At 46.7% G+C, this 15,974-nt stretch carries 17 protein-coding genes and 1 tRNA gene; 15 read left to right on the forward strand and 3 right to left on the reverse strand.

Annotation, left to right across the window (positions count from 1 at the left end; genetic code table 11):
* Positions 1-53: 53 nt before the first annotated feature.
* The 7 genes from mnmG to ASF12_RS14855 all read left to right on the forward strand — a co-directional run bounded on the left by mnmG (position 54) and on the right by ASF12_RS14855 (position 7,901).
* Complete coding sequence (gene mnmG, locus ASF12_RS14825) at positions 54-1,940, forward strand: tRNA uridine-5-carboxymethylaminomethyl(34) synthesis enzyme MnmG (protein ID WP_056036028.1); 1,887 nt, start codon at positions 54-56, stop codon at positions 1,938-1,940.
* Positions 1,941-1,951: 11 nt separating this feature from the next.
* A complete protein-coding gene (gene rsmG, locus ASF12_RS14830) occupies positions 1,952-2,677 on the forward strand; it encodes a 16S rRNA (guanine(527)-N(7))-methyltransferase RsmG (protein ID WP_056036029.1) in 726 nt (241 codons plus the stop codon).
* A gap of 773 nt (positions 2,678-3,450) precedes the next feature.
* Entirely contained in the window at positions 3,451-4,272 is an 822-nt protein-coding gene (noc, locus tag ASF12_RS14835; protein WP_056036035.1) for a nucleoid occlusion protein, read from the forward strand.
* Between the two features lie 217 nt (positions 4,273-4,489).
* Positions 4,490-5,263, forward strand: coding sequence for a ParA family protein (locus ASF12_RS14840; RefSeq protein WP_056036038.1), 774 nt, complete (start codon positions 4,490-4,492; stop codon positions 5,261-5,263).
* Positions 5,244-6,110 (forward strand): ParB/RepB/Spo0J family partition protein, encoded by an 867-nt coding sequence (locus tag ASF12_RS14845; RefSeq protein ID WP_056036041.1) that lies wholly within the window; start codon positions 5,244-5,246, stop codon positions 6,108-6,110. Before ASF12_RS14840 ends, ASF12_RS14845 begins: the two co-directional genes overlap by 20 nt.
* Before the next feature lie 108 nt (positions 6,111-6,218).
* Positions 6,219-7,391: an aminotransferase class V-fold PLP-dependent enzyme gene (locus ASF12_RS14850; protein WP_056036044.1), complete on the forward strand. Its 1,173-nt coding sequence runs from the start codon at positions 6,219-6,221 to the stop codon at positions 7,389-7,391.
* A 27-nt stretch (positions 7,392-7,418) separates the two neighbouring features.
* Positions 7,419-7,901 carry a DUF4446 family protein gene (locus ASF12_RS14855; RefSeq protein WP_056036047.1) on the forward strand — a complete coding sequence of 161 codons (483 nt, stop codon included), beginning with the start codon at positions 7,419-7,421 and terminating at the stop codon, positions 7,899-7,901.
* A 29-nt stretch (positions 7,902-7,930) separates the two neighbouring features.
* On the opposite strand, the gene yyaC is transcribed toward ASF12_RS14855, so the two are convergent.
* The gene (gene yyaC / locus ASF12_RS14860) at positions 7,931-8,533 is read right to left on the reverse strand and encodes a spore protease YyaC (protein WP_056036050.1); all 603 of its coding nucleotides are present in this window, start codon (positions 8,531-8,533) and stop codon (positions 7,931-7,933) included.
* 116 nt (positions 8,534-8,649) lie between these two features.
* On the opposite strand from yyaC, the gene ASF12_RS14865 reads away from it, so the two are divergent.
* The 5 genes from ASF12_RS14865 (at position 8,650) to ASF12_RS14885 (ending at position 12,286) form a co-directional block, all read left to right on the forward strand.
* Positions 8,650-8,889, forward strand: coding sequence for a DUF3343 domain-containing protein (locus ASF12_RS14865; RefSeq protein WP_056036053.1), 240 nt, complete (start codon positions 8,650-8,652; stop codon positions 8,887-8,889).
* 13 nt (positions 8,890-8,902) lie between these two features.
* On the forward strand, positions 8,903-9,778 hold the full coding sequence (locus ASF12_RS14870; RefSeq protein WP_056036056.1) for a mechanosensitive ion channel family protein: 876 nt from the start codon (positions 8,903-8,905) through the stop codon (positions 9,776-9,778).
* Entirely contained in the window at positions 9,768-10,010 is a 243-nt protein-coding gene (locus tag ASF12_RS14875; RefSeq protein WP_056036059.1) for a DUF951 domain-containing protein, read from the forward strand. Before ASF12_RS14870 ends, ASF12_RS14875 begins: the two co-directional genes overlap by 11 nt.
* Before the next feature lie 214 nt (positions 10,011-10,224).
* Positions 10,225-12,144 (forward strand): asparagine synthase (glutamine-hydrolyzing), encoded by a 1,920-nt coding sequence (gene asnB, locus ASF12_RS14880; protein WP_056036062.1) that lies wholly within the window; start codon positions 10,225-10,227, stop codon positions 12,142-12,144.
* Positions 12,145-12,195: 51 nt separating this feature from the next.
* Positions 12,196-12,286, forward strand: a tRNA-Ser gene (locus tag ASF12_RS14885).
* A gap of 123 nt (positions 12,287-12,409) precedes the next feature.
* Here the strand turns inward: ASF12_RS14885 and cntE are convergent.
* On the reverse strand, positions 12,410-13,609 hold the full coding sequence (gene cntE, locus ASF12_RS14890) for a staphylopine family metallophore export MFS transporter CntE (protein WP_056036065.1): 1,200 nt from the start codon (positions 13,607-13,609) through the stop codon (positions 12,410-12,412).
* Positions 13,610-14,123: 514 nt separating this feature from the next.
* Positions 14,124-14,306 (reverse strand): YjzC family protein, encoded by a 183-nt coding sequence (locus ASF12_RS14895; protein ID WP_056036068.1) that lies wholly within the window; start codon positions 14,304-14,306, stop codon positions 14,124-14,126.
* Positions 14,307-14,565: 259 nt separating this feature from the next.
* Here ASF12_RS14895 and rpsF point away from each other — a divergent pair, with 259 nt between their 5' ends.
* From rpsF to rpsR, 3 genes are read left to right on the forward strand one after another with little or no spacing between them, the layout of a single operon-like run.
* Complete coding sequence (gene rpsF / locus ASF12_RS14900; RefSeq protein ID WP_046234581.1) at positions 14,566-14,850, forward strand: 30S ribosomal protein S6; 285 nt, start codon at positions 14,566-14,568, stop codon at positions 14,848-14,850.
* 38 nt (positions 14,851-14,888) lie between these two features.
* A complete protein-coding gene (ssb, locus tag ASF12_RS14905; protein ID WP_056036071.1) occupies positions 14,889-15,440 on the forward strand; it encodes a single-stranded DNA-binding protein in 552 nt (183 codons plus the stop codon).
* 18 nt (positions 15,441-15,458) lie between these two features.
* Positions 15,459-15,743 (forward strand): 30S ribosomal protein S18, encoded by a 285-nt coding sequence (gene rpsR / locus ASF12_RS14910; protein WP_046234583.1) that lies wholly within the window; start codon positions 15,459-15,461, stop codon positions 15,741-15,743.
* Positions 15,744-15,974 lie beyond the last annotated feature (231 nt).

Genomic DNA, 15,974 nt, shown 5'->3' on the forward strand with positions numbered 1-15,974 from the left:
TAGCCTCCGGACGAACATCCATCAGGCTAGCAGCGCTTTGGGAGGTACTTGGAATGGGATACGAAGCAGGGCAATATGACGTTATTGTCATCGGTGCGGGGCATGCGGGCAGCGAAGCTGCGCTTGCGGCAGCGCGTATGGGCTGTGAGACGCTATTGCTGACGATAAATTTGGATATGGTAGCCTTCATGCCATGTAATCCGTCGATTGGCGGACCGGCGAAAGGGCATGTTGTACGTGAGCTGGACGCTTTAGGCGGCGAAATGGGCCGTAATATTGATAAAACCTTCATCCAGATGCGGATGCTGAATACAGGCAAAGGGCCTGCGGTTCACGCGCTTCGCGCACAAGCTGATAAGTTCGCCTATCAGCATGAAATGAAGAAGACGATTGAGGAGACGCCTAAGCTGACGCTGCGACAAGGAATGGCGGAGGAGCTGATGGTGGAGGAAGGCAAGATAGTGGGGCTTGTGACAAAAACAGGCGCAATCTATCGCTCGAAGACGATTGTCCTGACAACAGGCACCTATTTGCGCGGCAAAATCATTATGGGCGAGCTGATGTATGAGAGCGGACCAAATAATCAGCAGCCGTCGCTGAAGCTGTCTGCAAGCTTGAAGGAGCATGGCTTCGAGCTGGTACGTTTCAAAACTGGTACGCCGCCACGCGTACACAAGGATACGATTGATTTTTCAAAAACAGAAATTCAACCGGGCGATGAGCAGCCGAAATTTTTCTCGCATGAGACAATTTCCTCTAATAATGAGCAGCTTCCTTGCTGGTTGACCTATACGTCAGAGCAAACGCACAAAATCATAAACGATAATTTGCATCGCGCGCCAATGTTCTCGGGAGCAATTGAAGGCACAGGCCCAAGATACTGCCCATCGATTGAGGATAAAATTGTACGTTTTGCCGATAAGCCAAAACATCAAATTTTTCTGGAGCCGGAGGGTCTGCATACGTCGGAGTATTATGTACAAGGACTTTCCACAAGCATGCCGGAGGATGTCCAATTGGGCATTTTACGATCAATCCCAGGATTGGAAAAAGTTGAAATGATGCGCAATGGCTATGCGATTGAATATGACGCGGTCGTTCCAACACAGCTTTGGCCTTCATTGGAGACAAAGGTTGTCGACGGGTTATTCACAGCTGGACAAATCAACGGAACTTCCGGTTATGAGGAAGCGGCTGGTCAAGGTGTTATTGCCGGCATTAACGCTGCCCGTAAAGTGCAGGGGAAAGAGCCGGTCATTATTGCACGTTCCCAAGGCTATATTGGCGTAATGATCGATGACCTTGTAACGAAGGGAACGAATGATCCTTATCGTTTGCTGACTTCCCGAGCGGAATATCGTTTGCTGCTTCGCCATGATAATGCTGACCTGAGATTGACGCCAATTGGCTATGAGATTGGTTTGATTTCGGAAGAGCGTTATGAAAGCTTTTTGAATAAAAAAGCATTGGTTGAGCAGGAAATTGAAAGATTGCGTACAACAAAAGTGAAACCAGAAGAAGCACAGCCCGTATTAAAAGCTGCGGAATCAGCTGAAATTCCGTTTACAGTAGATGCGTTATCGTTGCTTCGCCGTCCGGAAATTACGTATGTGATGCTGGAAAGCATCACACCTTCAGAGCTTGCTTTGACAGAGGAGATGAAGGAGCAGGTCGAAATTCAAATTAAATATGCTGGATATATCGAGAAGCAGCTGCTGCAGGTTGAACGATTGAGCAAAATGGAGAAGAAGCGTATACCGGATGATATCGATTATTTCGACGTGCAGGGACTTGCTTCGGAAGCGAAGCAAAAGCTGTCGGATATCAGACCGTTGTCGATCGGTCAGGCTTCCAGGGTAGCTGGCGTAACACCAGCCGATATTTCCATACTGCTCGTTTATTTGGAGCATTATAACCGCGTTGTAGCGGCGAGAGGATAGAAGAACAAACGATGGAACAGACGATAGAGTGGTTTCCAAAGCTGATGCAGGAGCGGGGAATAGCCTTATCCCAGCATCAGCTCGATCAGTTCGATACGTATTATCGCTTATTGGTCGAATGGAATGAACGTATGAATTTGACCGGTATAACAGAGCGTGAAGCCGTATATGAAAAGCATTTTTATGATTCGGTTTCCCTTTCTTTTTTTATCGATATGGAAGCAGTCAGCAAAATAGCGGATATCGGGTCCGGTGCAGGCTTTCCGAGCATTCCGCTTAAAATTTGCTTTCCGCATTTGAAAATTGTGATTGTTGATTCCTTGAATAAACGTATCCAGTTTCTTAATGCTTTAGCAGAGCAGCTGGGTATTGCTGACGATGTCAGCTGTGTTCATGGCCGTGCCGAAGATATCGGCAGACTGCAAGGCCATCGCGATGCATACGACTTGGTAACAGCAAGAGCGGTTGCCAGGCTGAATGTACTGAATGAGTTTTGCTTGCCATTTGTACGCAAGGGCGGTCTGTTCGCAGCGATGAAAGGTTCGCAAAGTGAGGAAGAGGTTCGGGAAGCGGGGACCAGCTTGAAGGAGCTGAAAGCTGCTGTTCGTTCCGAGCACAGCTTCACTTTACCATTTGAACAATCCGAACGGCATATTGTGCTGATTGAGAAACGTGAAGCCACTCCGCGCAAATATCCCCGTAAGGCGGGAACACCGCTAAAACAACCTATTTTATAAAGAAGATTTAAAGGATCCAATTTATAGATTTTAAGATTGAGGCAGATAAATGGAAATGGTAAGTTTAGGATGTTTCACGTGAAACATTGCTTACTATTTCCAAATTTCTGCTTGTATTTTTATTTGGCATTCAAGGCTGTCAAGCAGGAAATACTTAGGCGCAAGTAGAAATAATAGAGAGAACAAATTAGCAGGATGCGCTGTATTTTTGCAGAGCAGCACACATTTTTTGAAATAGGAGCAGGCATAAGGTTTTGCTATATGCTGCTTATATTTTCTAGAATGAAACGCACCGCGCCGCCAAAGGTTGGAGACAGCCGATTCACCTTATTCGTTAGCATAGATAAGCAAGGCACATAACATCTGCTAGCTGTTTCAAGGCGCAAGTCTTAAATCGTTAGTGGGGCAGATGGATTGTTTTCCTTTAAAAGGATAAGAATTTATAAGGTTCACCCTTATAATTGGCTTATATTTCACCCTCGAAACGGCAGCTTTGCCGTCAGAGGACGACGCAGCCGTTTACGCTTGAAATATAGGAAAGTATATAATTTGGTTATCCTATCTCTATATTTCTCGGAATGAAACGCGCCGCTCCGCCAAGGACGGAGACAGCCGTTTCACCTTGCATTCAAAATCATTTGTAGCCGTCTGTAAATTTTCCGATTGTCTCGATTGAAGTGGAACAGAATACAAGCAAGACTGTTATTTGGCAGCACATCTTTGAAGCTGGCTCTGCTGATGGGGCCGTTTCTTGATCGGGTGGTAGTGGATAAATGAAAGAACAACTTTCTCGTTTGTTTGGTTTGAATGACCAACGCAGCAACAATAATGAAGAGGTTAAACAAATTCCGGTTAATGAAATCGACACGAGTCCATTTCAACCGAGGTCGATATTTGATGATGAACGAATTGATGAGTTATGCCAGACGATTAAGACGCATGGCATTATTCAGCCTATCGTCGTGCGAATGCGGAACAACCGCTATGAAATTATTGCGGGAGAACGCCGATGGCGTGCTGTGACGAAGCTTGGTTATGATACGATACCAGGCATTATTCGTGAGTTTAATGACTCGCAGACGGCATCAATCGCATTAATTGAAAATTTGCAGCGGGAAAATCTAACGGCTATTGAAGAGGCTGTTGCTTATCAGAAGCTGATTGAGCTGCATCAATTGACGCAGGAAAGCTTGGCGCAGCGATTGGGCAAGAGCCAATCAACGATTGCCAACAAACTAAGATTGCTGGCACTTAATGAGGTAGTTAAAAGTGCGTTAATGGAGCGTAAAATTACCGAGCGGCATGCACGGGCATTGCTGGCTCTGCCTACTGAAGAGCTTCAGCTTCAAGTGCTGGAAGAGATTATTTCCAAAGAACTCAATGTAAAGCAAACGGAAATTCGGATTGCTTTCCTGAATGAAACGGTTAAAGCCAAAAAAGCGAAGCGGGTATCTTTTACGAAAGATGTTCGGCTTGCTCTTAATACGATTAGACAGTCTATCGAGATGGTGTCAGGCTCAGGCTTGCAAATTAAGACAAATGAGAAGGATCACGAGGACCATTATGAAATTGTGATTCACATTCCTAAACGTTAAGCGTATGATTCGTTAAAGGGGCTCGCAAATCCTCATTTGCATGTAGATACTATTAAATGCGATAATAGATTTAACTGCTGCCGTCCTCGCTGCTTGCTGAGGGCGGCGAATCCATTTATGCTAATATTACTACTAGGCGATGTCCCGCTACTGGACGGTTACCGCTTGTATTGCTTCTTTGTTAATAGCTTTTACACAGAGTATAGAGGTGAAAGACTTGTCTAAAATTATAGCAATAGCGAATCAGAAGGGTGGCGTCGGCAAGACGACGACATCAGTTAATTTGGGTGCTTGTCTCGCGACGCTTGGCAGACGGGTACTGCTTGTTGATATTGATCCGCAAGGCAATACGACTAGCGGAGTAGGTATAAATAAGGCAGATGTTGAAAGCTGTATTTATGATGTGCTTGTTAATGATATCGACCCACACGAAGCGTTGGCTGATACGAAAATTCCCGGCTTGAAAATTATCCCTGCTACCATTCAACTTGCTGGGGCGGAGATTGAATTAGTTCCAACTATTTCCAGAGAAGTTCGTTTAAAGAAAGCGCTGCATTTATTAAAGGATCAGTTTGATTACATTTTAATCGATTGCCCGCCATCATTGGGTTTATTAACGATTAATTCCTTGACTGCTGCTGATTCGGTCATCATTCCTATTCAATGTGAATATTATGCCCTGGAGGGCTTGAGCCAATTGCTGAATACGGTAAGATTGGTGCAAAAGCATTTAAACACGACGCTGCAAATTGAAGGTGTATTACTTACGATGCTTGATGCCAGAACGAATCTGGGCATTCAGGTTATTGAAGAAGTGAAGAAATATTTTCAACAGAAAGTATACCAGACGATTATTCCACGTAATGTGCGTTTAAGTGAAGCGCCTTCTCATGGACAAGCGATCATTACGTATGATCCCAAATCGAAGGGTGCAGAAGTATATCTTGAACTGGCGAAGGAAGTGATTACGTATGAGCAAGCGGCTAGGTAGAGGTCTGGATGCGCTTATTCCATCGCTTTCGGTAAACGATGATGATAAAGTCATTGAAGTTGCAATTACACAATTGCGGCCGAACCCTTACCAACCACGAAAAACATTTGATGAGCAGTCGATAAAAGAATTGGCCGAATCGATTAAGCAGCATGGTGTCATTCAGCCGATTATTGTTCGTACTGTAATGAAGGGCTATGAGATTATTGCGGGTGAACGTCGCTTCAGAGCGTCTCAGCTTTGTGGCAATACGACCGTTCCGGCAGTTGTCAGATCTTTCTCGGATCAACAAGTTATGGAAATTGCGCTGATTGAAAATTTGCAGCGTGAAGACCTGAATGCGATAGAAGTGGCGATAGCTTATCAGAATCTTATGGACAAATTCAAGTTAACTCAAGAAGAGCTTTCTATGAAAGTAGGCAAGTCCAGATCGCATATTGCTAACTTTGTAAGATTGCTGGCATTGCCAGAGTCGATTAAAGATAATGTTTCACGTGGAACAATTTCCATGGGACATGCTCGGGCTCTTGCAGGCATTAAAGATTTAAAGGTGCAGCTGGAACTGGCTGAACTCATTATCAATCAAGGCTGGAGCGTACGTGAGCTTGAGGAAGCGATTCAAAAGCTTGAGTCACTTAAGGATGAGGACAGCAATGATGGCAAACAAGCGAAAAGCAAAGCGAAAAAACGTGATCCTTATATTGAAAGTTTAGAGGAGTCGCTCAGAGAACGATTCAAAACAACGGTGAAAATTAAGCAGCAAAAGGATAAAGGTAAAATTGAGCTTCAATATTATAATAAACAGGACTTGGAACGGCTTCTGGAGATGCTTCAATACATGGCGTAGTCTTGATAAGATAGCATACCCGAGGTGTAATCTTTGATCCTGAAGATTAAACTAAGGTATGCTATTGTTATGAGAAGACACGTAAGTGATGGTGGGAGTGGATGAATGATGAAGGCTAATGGTGAGGAAATCATTTATTTAGATCATGCTGCAACATCATGGCCGAAGCCTAACTCGGTTATTGAAGCGGTGCAGCATGCTATGATGCATGACGCGGCTAACCCGGGGAGAGGCAGTCATCGCATGGCTGTGCGTGCTAGTCGTGTGTTGTTTGATACACGAAAGCAGCTAGCTAAGTTGTTTAAGGTGAGAAACCCTAATGATATTGCCTTTGCAGGGAATACAACAGGCGCTTTGAATATGGCGATAAAAGGGTATATAAAAGAAGGCGATCATGTAGTTGCTACTGGGATTGAGCATAATTCCGTAAGACGGCCGTTAGAATTTCTAAAGCAGTCGCTCGGGATAAAGGTTACCTATGTTGAGGCAGATGAACAGGGGAACATAACGGTAGATCAAGTGCGAGATGCGCTTATGCCACAGACGACGCTTGTTATCGTAAGTCATAGCTCAAACCTGCTCGGAACCATTGTTCCTTTAGCTGAGATTGGCGAGCTAACCCGCCAAAGAGGTGTAAAGCTGCTAGTGGATGCGGCTCAAAGTGCGGGGATTTTGGAAATTGATGTTGAAGCAATGGGAATTGATATGCTGGCTTTCCCTGGACATAAAGGGCTGCTCGGCCCACAGGGCACAGGGGGCTTGTACATCCATCCGGAGCTAGACCTTGTCCCAATGCTGCATGGAGGAACTGGAAGTCAATCTGAGGCAGCTGAGCAGCCTTATGTGCGTCCGGATCGATATGAAGCAGGGACGCAAAACACACCCGGCCTGGCAGGTTTGAAGGCAGGCGTAGAATATGTTCTGAATGAGACGGTTCATAAAATCCATACTAAGGAATGGACACTTACACAGCAGATGATGGAGGGGTTATCCACGGTAGAAGGAATCAGGCTGCTTGGACCGAGGCTTGGGGAGCAGCGGACCGGCATGGTTTCTTTTGTAGCGGATGGCGTTGATCCTTCGGAGATGTCTTTTATTTTGGACCAGCATTATCAAATCGCTGTACGTGCGGGCTTTCATTGTACGCCGCTTGCCCATGCCAGTGCGGGTACGATGGCTACAGGAGCGGTTAGAGCGAGTGTGGGTTATTTTACAACGGAAGCGGAAGTGAGTGCGCTCGTTGATGCGGTGCGTGAAATACGTGCGCAATATAAAATTTGATTTATTTCTGGGGGCGGAAAGGTTTACATGAATGATTGGATGAACAACCCTTTATACGGTTTGTTGGCATTGCTGGTAGTGCTGCTTTTTATTATTTTAATTTGGATCATAAGGCTTGGAAGAAGGCTTAAAAAATTACGCAAGCAGTACGTAGAGGTTATGGGTGATACGGGTATTACGAACATTGAAGAAGTCGTTATTGGGTTGAAGCAGGAAATAGCCGAGCATGCCAGGCATTCGAGAGTAGTAGAGGCGAAGCTGGAACAACTGGAACGGCGCCAGCTTGAGGAGAAGGGACGCTTGGGTGTTATTCGCTATAATGCATTCTCGGAGCAAGGAAGCGACCTTAGCTTCTCCATCGCGATTGTAAATGCGGCGCAAGACGGAGTCGTCGTGTCGAGTATTCATAGCAGGGATAGTGCATATGTGTATGCCAAGCCATTAGAGGCCGGACAATCAACGTATCCGTTAACACCGGAAGAGCTGCAGGCAATTGCGAAAGCGAAATAAAAAGGATGAGCCAAAAGCTGGAGACTGGATCATTCGGCTGATGCAGCTTGTTCCCTAGCCTGAAGCATAACACGATTGCTGCCCATTATAGCGGAGAAAAGGCTGAAAGCAATAAGGTCGGCCATCTTAATGACAAGATGCAGACGAGTATTTTGCAGCACGAAATATTCCATAAAACCGCCCACATTCACAATACCGGTTATGTGCATATCACCGACAGGCGGGAGCTCCTTATTAACGCCGGCGCCAGGGCGTACCGGACCCGTCCCGATATGAACAGAGCCGATGCTGGAAACTTGTCCTAAACAAGCATCGATGCCAATGATGAATGGATTGTGATGGTTTTGATGGATAAGTGCCAGTGTATCGGTCAAGTTCATCGCGTGAACCGGCTCTTCCAGCGTGCCGTATAAAGTAAAGTAAGGGCTGTTGTATTTTGCGAGAGAGGTTCCGATAATGGGGCCAAGCGAATCGCCCGTTGAACGGTCAGTGCCCACGCATACAATGATGAGCGGTCTGGCGCCTGCAAGCTCGTTGAGCATAAGGGAGAGGCGGTTTACGATTAACGTCATGGCGTTGGTATCGGTATGCGGAACTTTCAACGGCACTTCTTTCAAAAAAGAAAGTTTCATAGAATCCCTCCGTTATAGCTAATATGTTATCTAGTATATGGATAGGACAACCATTTTATACGTCATAAACCCACTGATTACGTTGCGTAAAAAGAGGGAGAGGAGAAAAGTGGCTTATGTTGATTGCTTTTGATTCCACACAGCAGGCGTTGCGAGCGGAAATGCTGCTCGAATATGCAGAAATTGAAATAGATATTTGTCCGACTCCTAAAGAGATTACGGCAGGCTGCGCCTTGTCCATTCATTTTCCAGAGGATGATTTGGATACGGTACAGCAGGTCATTGTGTCTGAGAAGGTTGAAATAAGAGGGATTTTTAAACCTATTCATTCGGGATATGAACAAGTGAATCTGTAGGAGGAAATAGCTCTTGAAAACACTAAACATGTACAAAAACTTCATGGATTGGTTGACGAATGTAGAGACATGGCAGCGTTTTGGTGAATCTGCGATTCGCATAGCGCTCATTATTGTTATTACGCATTTGCTTATATGGATTGTCAACAAATCGATTGATCGTATATTATCAAATAAACAAACGAGTCGTTTGCCGATGCAGACTAGAAGGATGGTCACGGTAGGACGGCTGCTCAAAAATATCGTCATGTACGTCTGCTATCTAATTGGCGGCATGCTGTTGATGTCGGAGCTGGGCATTCAGCTGGGGCCGCTGCTAGCAGGTGCCGGAATCGTCGGTTTGGCTATTGGGTTTGGCGCGCAAAGCCTGGTGAAGGACATTATTACGGGTTTCTTTATTATTTTGGAGGATCAGTTTGCTGTAGGGGATGTCATTCAGGCTGGACAGTTCAAAGGGACGGTCGAGGTTATTGGATTGCGGACGACTAGGCTGCTGAGCTGGACAGGGGAGATTTTCATCATTCCGAACGGCATGATTAATGAGGTGACGAACTTCTCCTTGCGGAATTCTGTAGCCGTCGTGGACGTTTCGATCGGTTATGAGGAAGATGTAGATCGGGCAACGAGCATTATTCAAGCAACGGTAGATAAGCTGGAAGATGAAAATCTTGCGAAGCCGCCGGAGGTGCTCGGCATTCAGCTCATGGGCGCAACGGAAGTGAAAATCCGTATTATAGCGGAATGCTTGCCTAATACGCAGCATGCGCTGGCCAGAAAAATTAATTTGCAGGTGAAGAAAGCACTGGTTGAGAACGGTATGGATACGCCGTATCCACGCATGGTTACCTATCATCGCGATGAGAGGAGCGGAGAAAGAAATGGAGCGTAAGCAATTTGAGCTTGGCGATGTCGTCCAGATGAAAAAGCAGCATCCTTGCGGATCGAATGAAATGGAAGTGATTCGAATGGGCATGGATATTCGCATTAAATGTGTAGGCTGCAAGCACAGTGTATTAATACCGCGGGCTAAATTTGAGAAAAATATGAAAAAGGTGCTGCGTTCCACCGCTTCTGCTGATGGCGGGCAAGCGCCGGCCCAGACAGAGCAGGACCCGATTTAAGATTGTTAACAGAAATGAATGATGAAGGAAATGAATGACCTCCAGCCTTATCGTTAAGGGCGATGGAGGTTTTTTTGTTGTTTTTCGGCACTTTCATTGTTTACAGCTTGGAAACAAGGTGGACGTCTTTCGGATACTTATGCTCCGTATAGTATGTTTTGACATTAGAAATACTATGTCTTAGCGATCAGGAGAGAGTGGAGGAAAGAAGCCGATGTGTGGAATTTCCGGAATCATCCGATATGGCAATGGAAGTGACCCAACGGATAGAGAGATTAGCAGCATGATGGAGCAGATGGGACATCGAGGCCCTAACCAATCCGGCATACAGCTTATGGATAGAGCTGCATTAGGCTTTAACAGGCTTTCTATTGTAGATATTGAAGATGGCGCCCAACCGATGACCAATGAAAATGGACAGGTTTGGCTTATTTTTAATGGAGAAATATACAATTATAAAGAGCTGAGACTCATGCTGCAGAGCAAAGGCCATCAGTTTCGCAATCGAAGTGATTCAGAGATCATCGTGCATCTCTATGAGGAATATGGTATAGACTGCGTGCACCATTTGAGAGGCATGTTCAGCTTTGCCATTTGGGATCGGGCGGAGCAACGGCTGTTTGCTGCGCGGGACCATTTTGGGATAAAGCCGTTTTATTATGCGCAGGAGGGGCACCAGTTTCTTTTTTCATCGGAATTAAAAGGGCTCCTGGCTGTAAGCGGGCAAGTGCCGCAAGTGGATTATGCCAGTATGATGCACTATTTGACCTTTCAGTACGTCCCTCAGCCGCAGACGATGTTTGAAGGGGTTCAGAAGCTGGAGCCGGGACATTTTATGCTTGTCGATCGGGAGGGCAGGGTAACTAAGCGGCGATATTGGGAGCCTGCTTTTGAACCCGAACAGCGGCCGATAGGCACGTTTATCGAGGAAATCAGAGCCGTGCTGCGCGATTCGGTGAAGCTGCATCGCCAAGGGGATGTGCCGCTCGGCAGCTTTTTATCAGGCGGAATTGACTCGTCGGCGATTGCGGCGTTATCGATGCAGGAGCAGTTAACGAAAACGTTCTCGGTAGGCTTTGCAGGAGAGGGTAATGAAAATGAGTATGCCCGGGCAGCGGCAAAGGCGATTGGCTCCATGCATGATGAGGAGGAAATCACGCCTGAGCAATTTTTTGCAAATACGCAGAAGGCAGTATGGCATTTGGACGAGCCCGTTGCTGATCCGTCAGCCATTGCGTTATACAGCTTATCTCAGCTGGCCGGGAAGCAGGTAACGGTCGTGATGTCAGGGGAGGGAGCGGATGAGCTGTTCGGCGGCTATGGCATCTATGGCGAGCCGCGCTCGTTGCGCCCTGTATCATGGCTGCCAAACGGCATGAAGTCGCGGCTGCATCGCATGGTGGAGCGGGTTCCGCTCGCTTTTCGCGGGAAAAACTATTTGCTGCGGGGGTTCTCGCCGATTGAACAGCGTTTTTATGGAAATGCTAAGCTGTTCAATGAATCAGACAAACGACAAATCGCGCTGCTTGGCTCCGAGCGTTTGGAGGCGATGCTGCCTTCGGCTTCATTAACAAGCGACGTTTATTATAACAGCCGCCATCTGGATGATCTGACTCGTATGCAGCTGATTGATATGAACTTTTGGCTGCCGGGTGATATTTTGATGAAGGCGGATAAAATGAGCATGGCGCATTCGCTGGAGCTGCGCGTTCCTTTTCTCGATAAAGAGGTGTTTGAGGTGGCCCGCAAAATTCCAGCCGAATACAAGCTGGCAAATGGCACGACCAAATACGTGCTGAGGGAAGCGATGCGAGGCATTCTTCCAGAGCCGTTATTGCAGCGGCCTAAGCTCGGGTTTCCGATCCCGCTGCGCAAGTGGCTGCATGGCAAGTTCGGGGATCAAATGCTGGAGCAAATTAGCGTTGTGCCGCAATGGTTTGATGTCCATGCTGCGCGTCTCATGCTGATGCAGCACCGGGAAGGCAAGGGCGATTACTCGCGGAAGCTATGGGCACTATATATTTTCGCAGTGTGGCATTCCACCTTTATTGGCGAATATCGCTATGGGCAAGCTCGCACGCAGCAAATGCAAATAAGGACGAATCGACTGCATGCAAGCGGCATAAAAATATAAGAGGTTTTAGTTGCATCGGGGCGGCAAATATGATAAGATCTTCTTATATGCGGAGAGGTACCCAAGAGGCCCAAGGGGGCTGACTCGAAATCAGCTAGGCGTGTCAAAGCGTGCGTGGGTTCGAATCCCACCTTCTCCGCCATTCTCGCACATATGCGCTGTAACGGCGATTGTAATACTATAGAGTTGATATGAAAAGGCTGATTCCTGGTTGAAACGGGAATCGGCTTTTTTGGTTGTGCTTGACTTGAATGAAGCCAGCTCCTTAAGGGGCTGGCTTCACTTCCATCGTTCTTTTGGACAGGATAATAATAAGCGCCGCTGTAACTGACAATAGGGTACAGCACGTAAACATGGCAGGGTAGGAGCTGCTTTGCAGTAGAATGCCCATTGCGAATCCGCCAAGGGAAAAACCAAGATCGTAGGACGATAAAAAAATCGCCATCAGCACATAGCGGCTTTTCTCTGGCAAAATAAAAGAGAGATAGGTCGTCAGCGTCGGATAGAGCAGCGCCACGGCAAAGCCATTACATACGGCTGACACATATACAAATGCGCCTACGATGTCCAGCATGGCTAACAACTGGCTCCCAAGCGCAGCAGACAACAGCAGCCCGGCCATGAGCCACGTATTCCAGCTGCCATTGGACGGGATTTTTTTGCGCAAAACAAAGCGGCAGGTGATGACGACCAGGCCCTGTATCGTTAAATATATGCCTGCATCCCCTGAGCCAGCGGCAAGCATAAATAGCGGAAGAAAGGTAGCAGTGGCTCCAAACACGCAGGAGGCCAGCAGCATAACGATGCTGCTAATGAGCATGGGCGGGCTTTTCCAAATCGTACCGAGTGATACAGCCATATCGCGGAGCGTATAGGTTTTATCCTGCAAGGTCCGTTTCGGAAGCGCCGTACGATAGAAAATGAGCAGAGGAACGGCAGCCAGTACGATCATCAGCAGGGCGAATAGCAGCTCGCTGCTGCTTTGCCATATTTGTAAAGCGGCGATCGGAATAACGAGTGACGGGACCATTGTAAATAACGTGTACATGGACAGCCCCTGGGCGCGATCTTTATTTTCCAACGATTCCACGATCCCCACCTGCATCGTCATGGAGAAAAAAGCCGTTATAGCTCCCTGTAGAGCTCTAAGCCATATGTATTGCTCCGTTCCGCTAACGGTATAAAGGAGAAGGAGGACAGCATGGGCGCAAAGCAGCCATTTCATAACGGAAAGCGGCCCATAACGTCCAATGAGCTGTGCAGCAAAGGGTCTGAGGAGCATGCAGGTAAACATATAGGCCCCCATAATTAAACCAATCTCCGCCTGATTCATGCCCACCGCCTCGCTTCGGAGCGGCAAAATAATCGTTAAAGCAGAATTGGCGGCGAAAAAGAAAAAGGCCAAAACATACAAGCGAATAAAGGAAGCAGAGGAAGGATGCTGCTTCGTCGTTACAGAATGCAAGATAATACCCACCTTTGTGCAAATCAATTGCTGTGAATTATAATCCAAACCCTAAATTCCAAACCCTCAATTTCATACGACATACTCTGATTACTTTACCATGGAACGAGCATTTTATAATGAAAAAAATAAGCATGCAAAAAAGGAGCTCTTGCGAGCTCCTTCTCCTGACGGTGTTTGATCGATTGAGTACATTTTCACACTACTTTGCAACAGAAACATGGGAGCAATCACTGTTCAATCAGTACCAACGTTTCCGCTGCTGCGTATTCGTTAACTGACCTGTCCATTCTTTTGGCAGGCGGCATATACCGCTTTACTTTTGGAGATGGACAAGTGTGCGTGTGTTACGGACATTGTCTTTGGCACAACCCTCCGCTTCTAAAGCTCAGTGGACAAATTCCTCTTGTAGCAGCCCTTGCACTAAAAAGTCCAACGGAACCACACCTCTCTTCACACCGTCATAAATTAGAATGCCCACGCTGGGCGAAAGCTATACATGCGTTTTGAAATATTAGTGGCCCATTCGCTTCCATTTGCGTTCATGGTTCGTGTTGTCCGGGAAGCGCTGGCCTTTGCTCAGTTTCACCTTCTGCGGATTTTGAATGCCTTGGTGAAAGGAATTGACGCCATCCTCGATGTACGTGCCATCATTCGGCGCCTTATCACCAGCGGAAAACAACGTTCCTTCGCCCATCTTAAATTACCTCCTGTATATGATGTAGATTGCCACTTAAGCAGTTATGCCGTAATGGCATAAGCCTGCAAGCAGTATGAGTTCAACTGCCCGCTACCTTAATATGAGCCGGGGGGCGGGCGTTCATGAACACCAGATAACGGGAGGAAATAGAAGCTTGTTTTTGGGCTATATATTTGGTATAGTTAGAGGATGCGAGTAAGAACCTCGCTCCTTGCTCCATTTATGGGGCCGTTAGTCCAAAAGGAGGTGAAACATAATGCGCAAATACGAAGTGATGTACATTGTTCGTCCTGATGTTGAGCAAGAAGCTCTTCAAGCTGTCGTTGAGAAATTTAATGGCATCATCTCCAATGGTGGAGAAGTTACGAAACAAGATGTTAGCGGTAAACGCCGTCTTGCGTATGAGATCAACAAGATTCGTGAGGGATACTACGTTCTGGTTCATTTCAACGGAACTACGGAAGTCGTTAACGAACTTGACCGTATCCTGAAGATTACGGATGAAGTTATCCGCTTCTTGGTCGTCAGAGACGTAGCTTAGTTGAAGCCAAGGATTGATCGATTGGGAGGTCAGAGACGATGTTGAATCGTGTAATACTTATTGGTAGATTGACGAGAGACCCTGAATTGCGTTACACGCCTGCTGGCGTTGCAGTAGCGCAATTTACAATAGCAGTTGACCGTCCGTTTACGAGCGGTCAGGGCGAGCGTGAAGCGGATTTCATTCCGGTAGTCACGTGGCGTCAGCTAGCCGAGACATGCGCCAACTACTTGCGTAAAGGCCGCTTAACAGCGGTTGAAGGTCGTATTCAGGTTCGGAACTACGAGAACAACGAAGGCAAGCGCGTCTATGTGACGGAAGTAATCGCTGACAACGTCCGTTTCTTGGAATCCAACAAGGATGCGGGCGGAGCGCGTGAAGATAGCGGTGGTATGAGCGGCGGAAGCGGTTCTTTCGGAGGCGGTTCTTCCTACGGTAACGGTGGAGGAGGCGGAGGCGGCTATAACAGCAACAACAACAGCAATAACAATAGCGGCCGCTCCAGTAACAACTCACGTAACGACAACCGTGATCCGTTCTCGGATGATGGTCGACCGATCGATATATCTGAGGATGATTTGCCATTTTAATTGAAAGGATGGATTCGAATGAGCTTTAAGCCAAGAGAAGGCGGAGACGGAGAGCGTCCAGAACGCAAATTCGGCGGCCGCAAAGGCGGACGTAACAAACGCCGTAAAGTTTGCTTCTTCACCGTGAACAAAATCACTAAAGTTGATTATAAAGACACGGACCTGCTTAAAAAGTTTATCAGCGAGCGCGGCAAAATCTTGCCACGTCGTGTAACTGGAACAAGCGCAAAGTACCAACGCCTGCTGACTATCGCGATCAAACGTTCGCGCCAAGTAGCATTGCTGCCGTACACTACAGAATAGATTTTTCTATTCGAAAGAAGTCTGCCTGAGATTCGTCTCGGCAGGCTTTTTTTATGCTTATTTACGATGGCTGATTCAGGCAGGCAAGCTGAAAAACGGCAAAAAAATAAACCCACAGCGTGGGTCTAAACATTTATATTAATTAAAAGGGGGGTTGAGTACTAGTATAGAGGTTGTTTATTAAAGCAAGATGAAGAGAACTTTGCAAATACATTACTAATCATTGCAAGT

Source organism: Paenibacillus sp. Leaf72 (genome assembly GCF_001422685.1).
Classification (GTDB): Bacteria; Bacillota; Bacilli; order Paenibacillales; family Paenibacillaceae; genus Pristimantibacillus.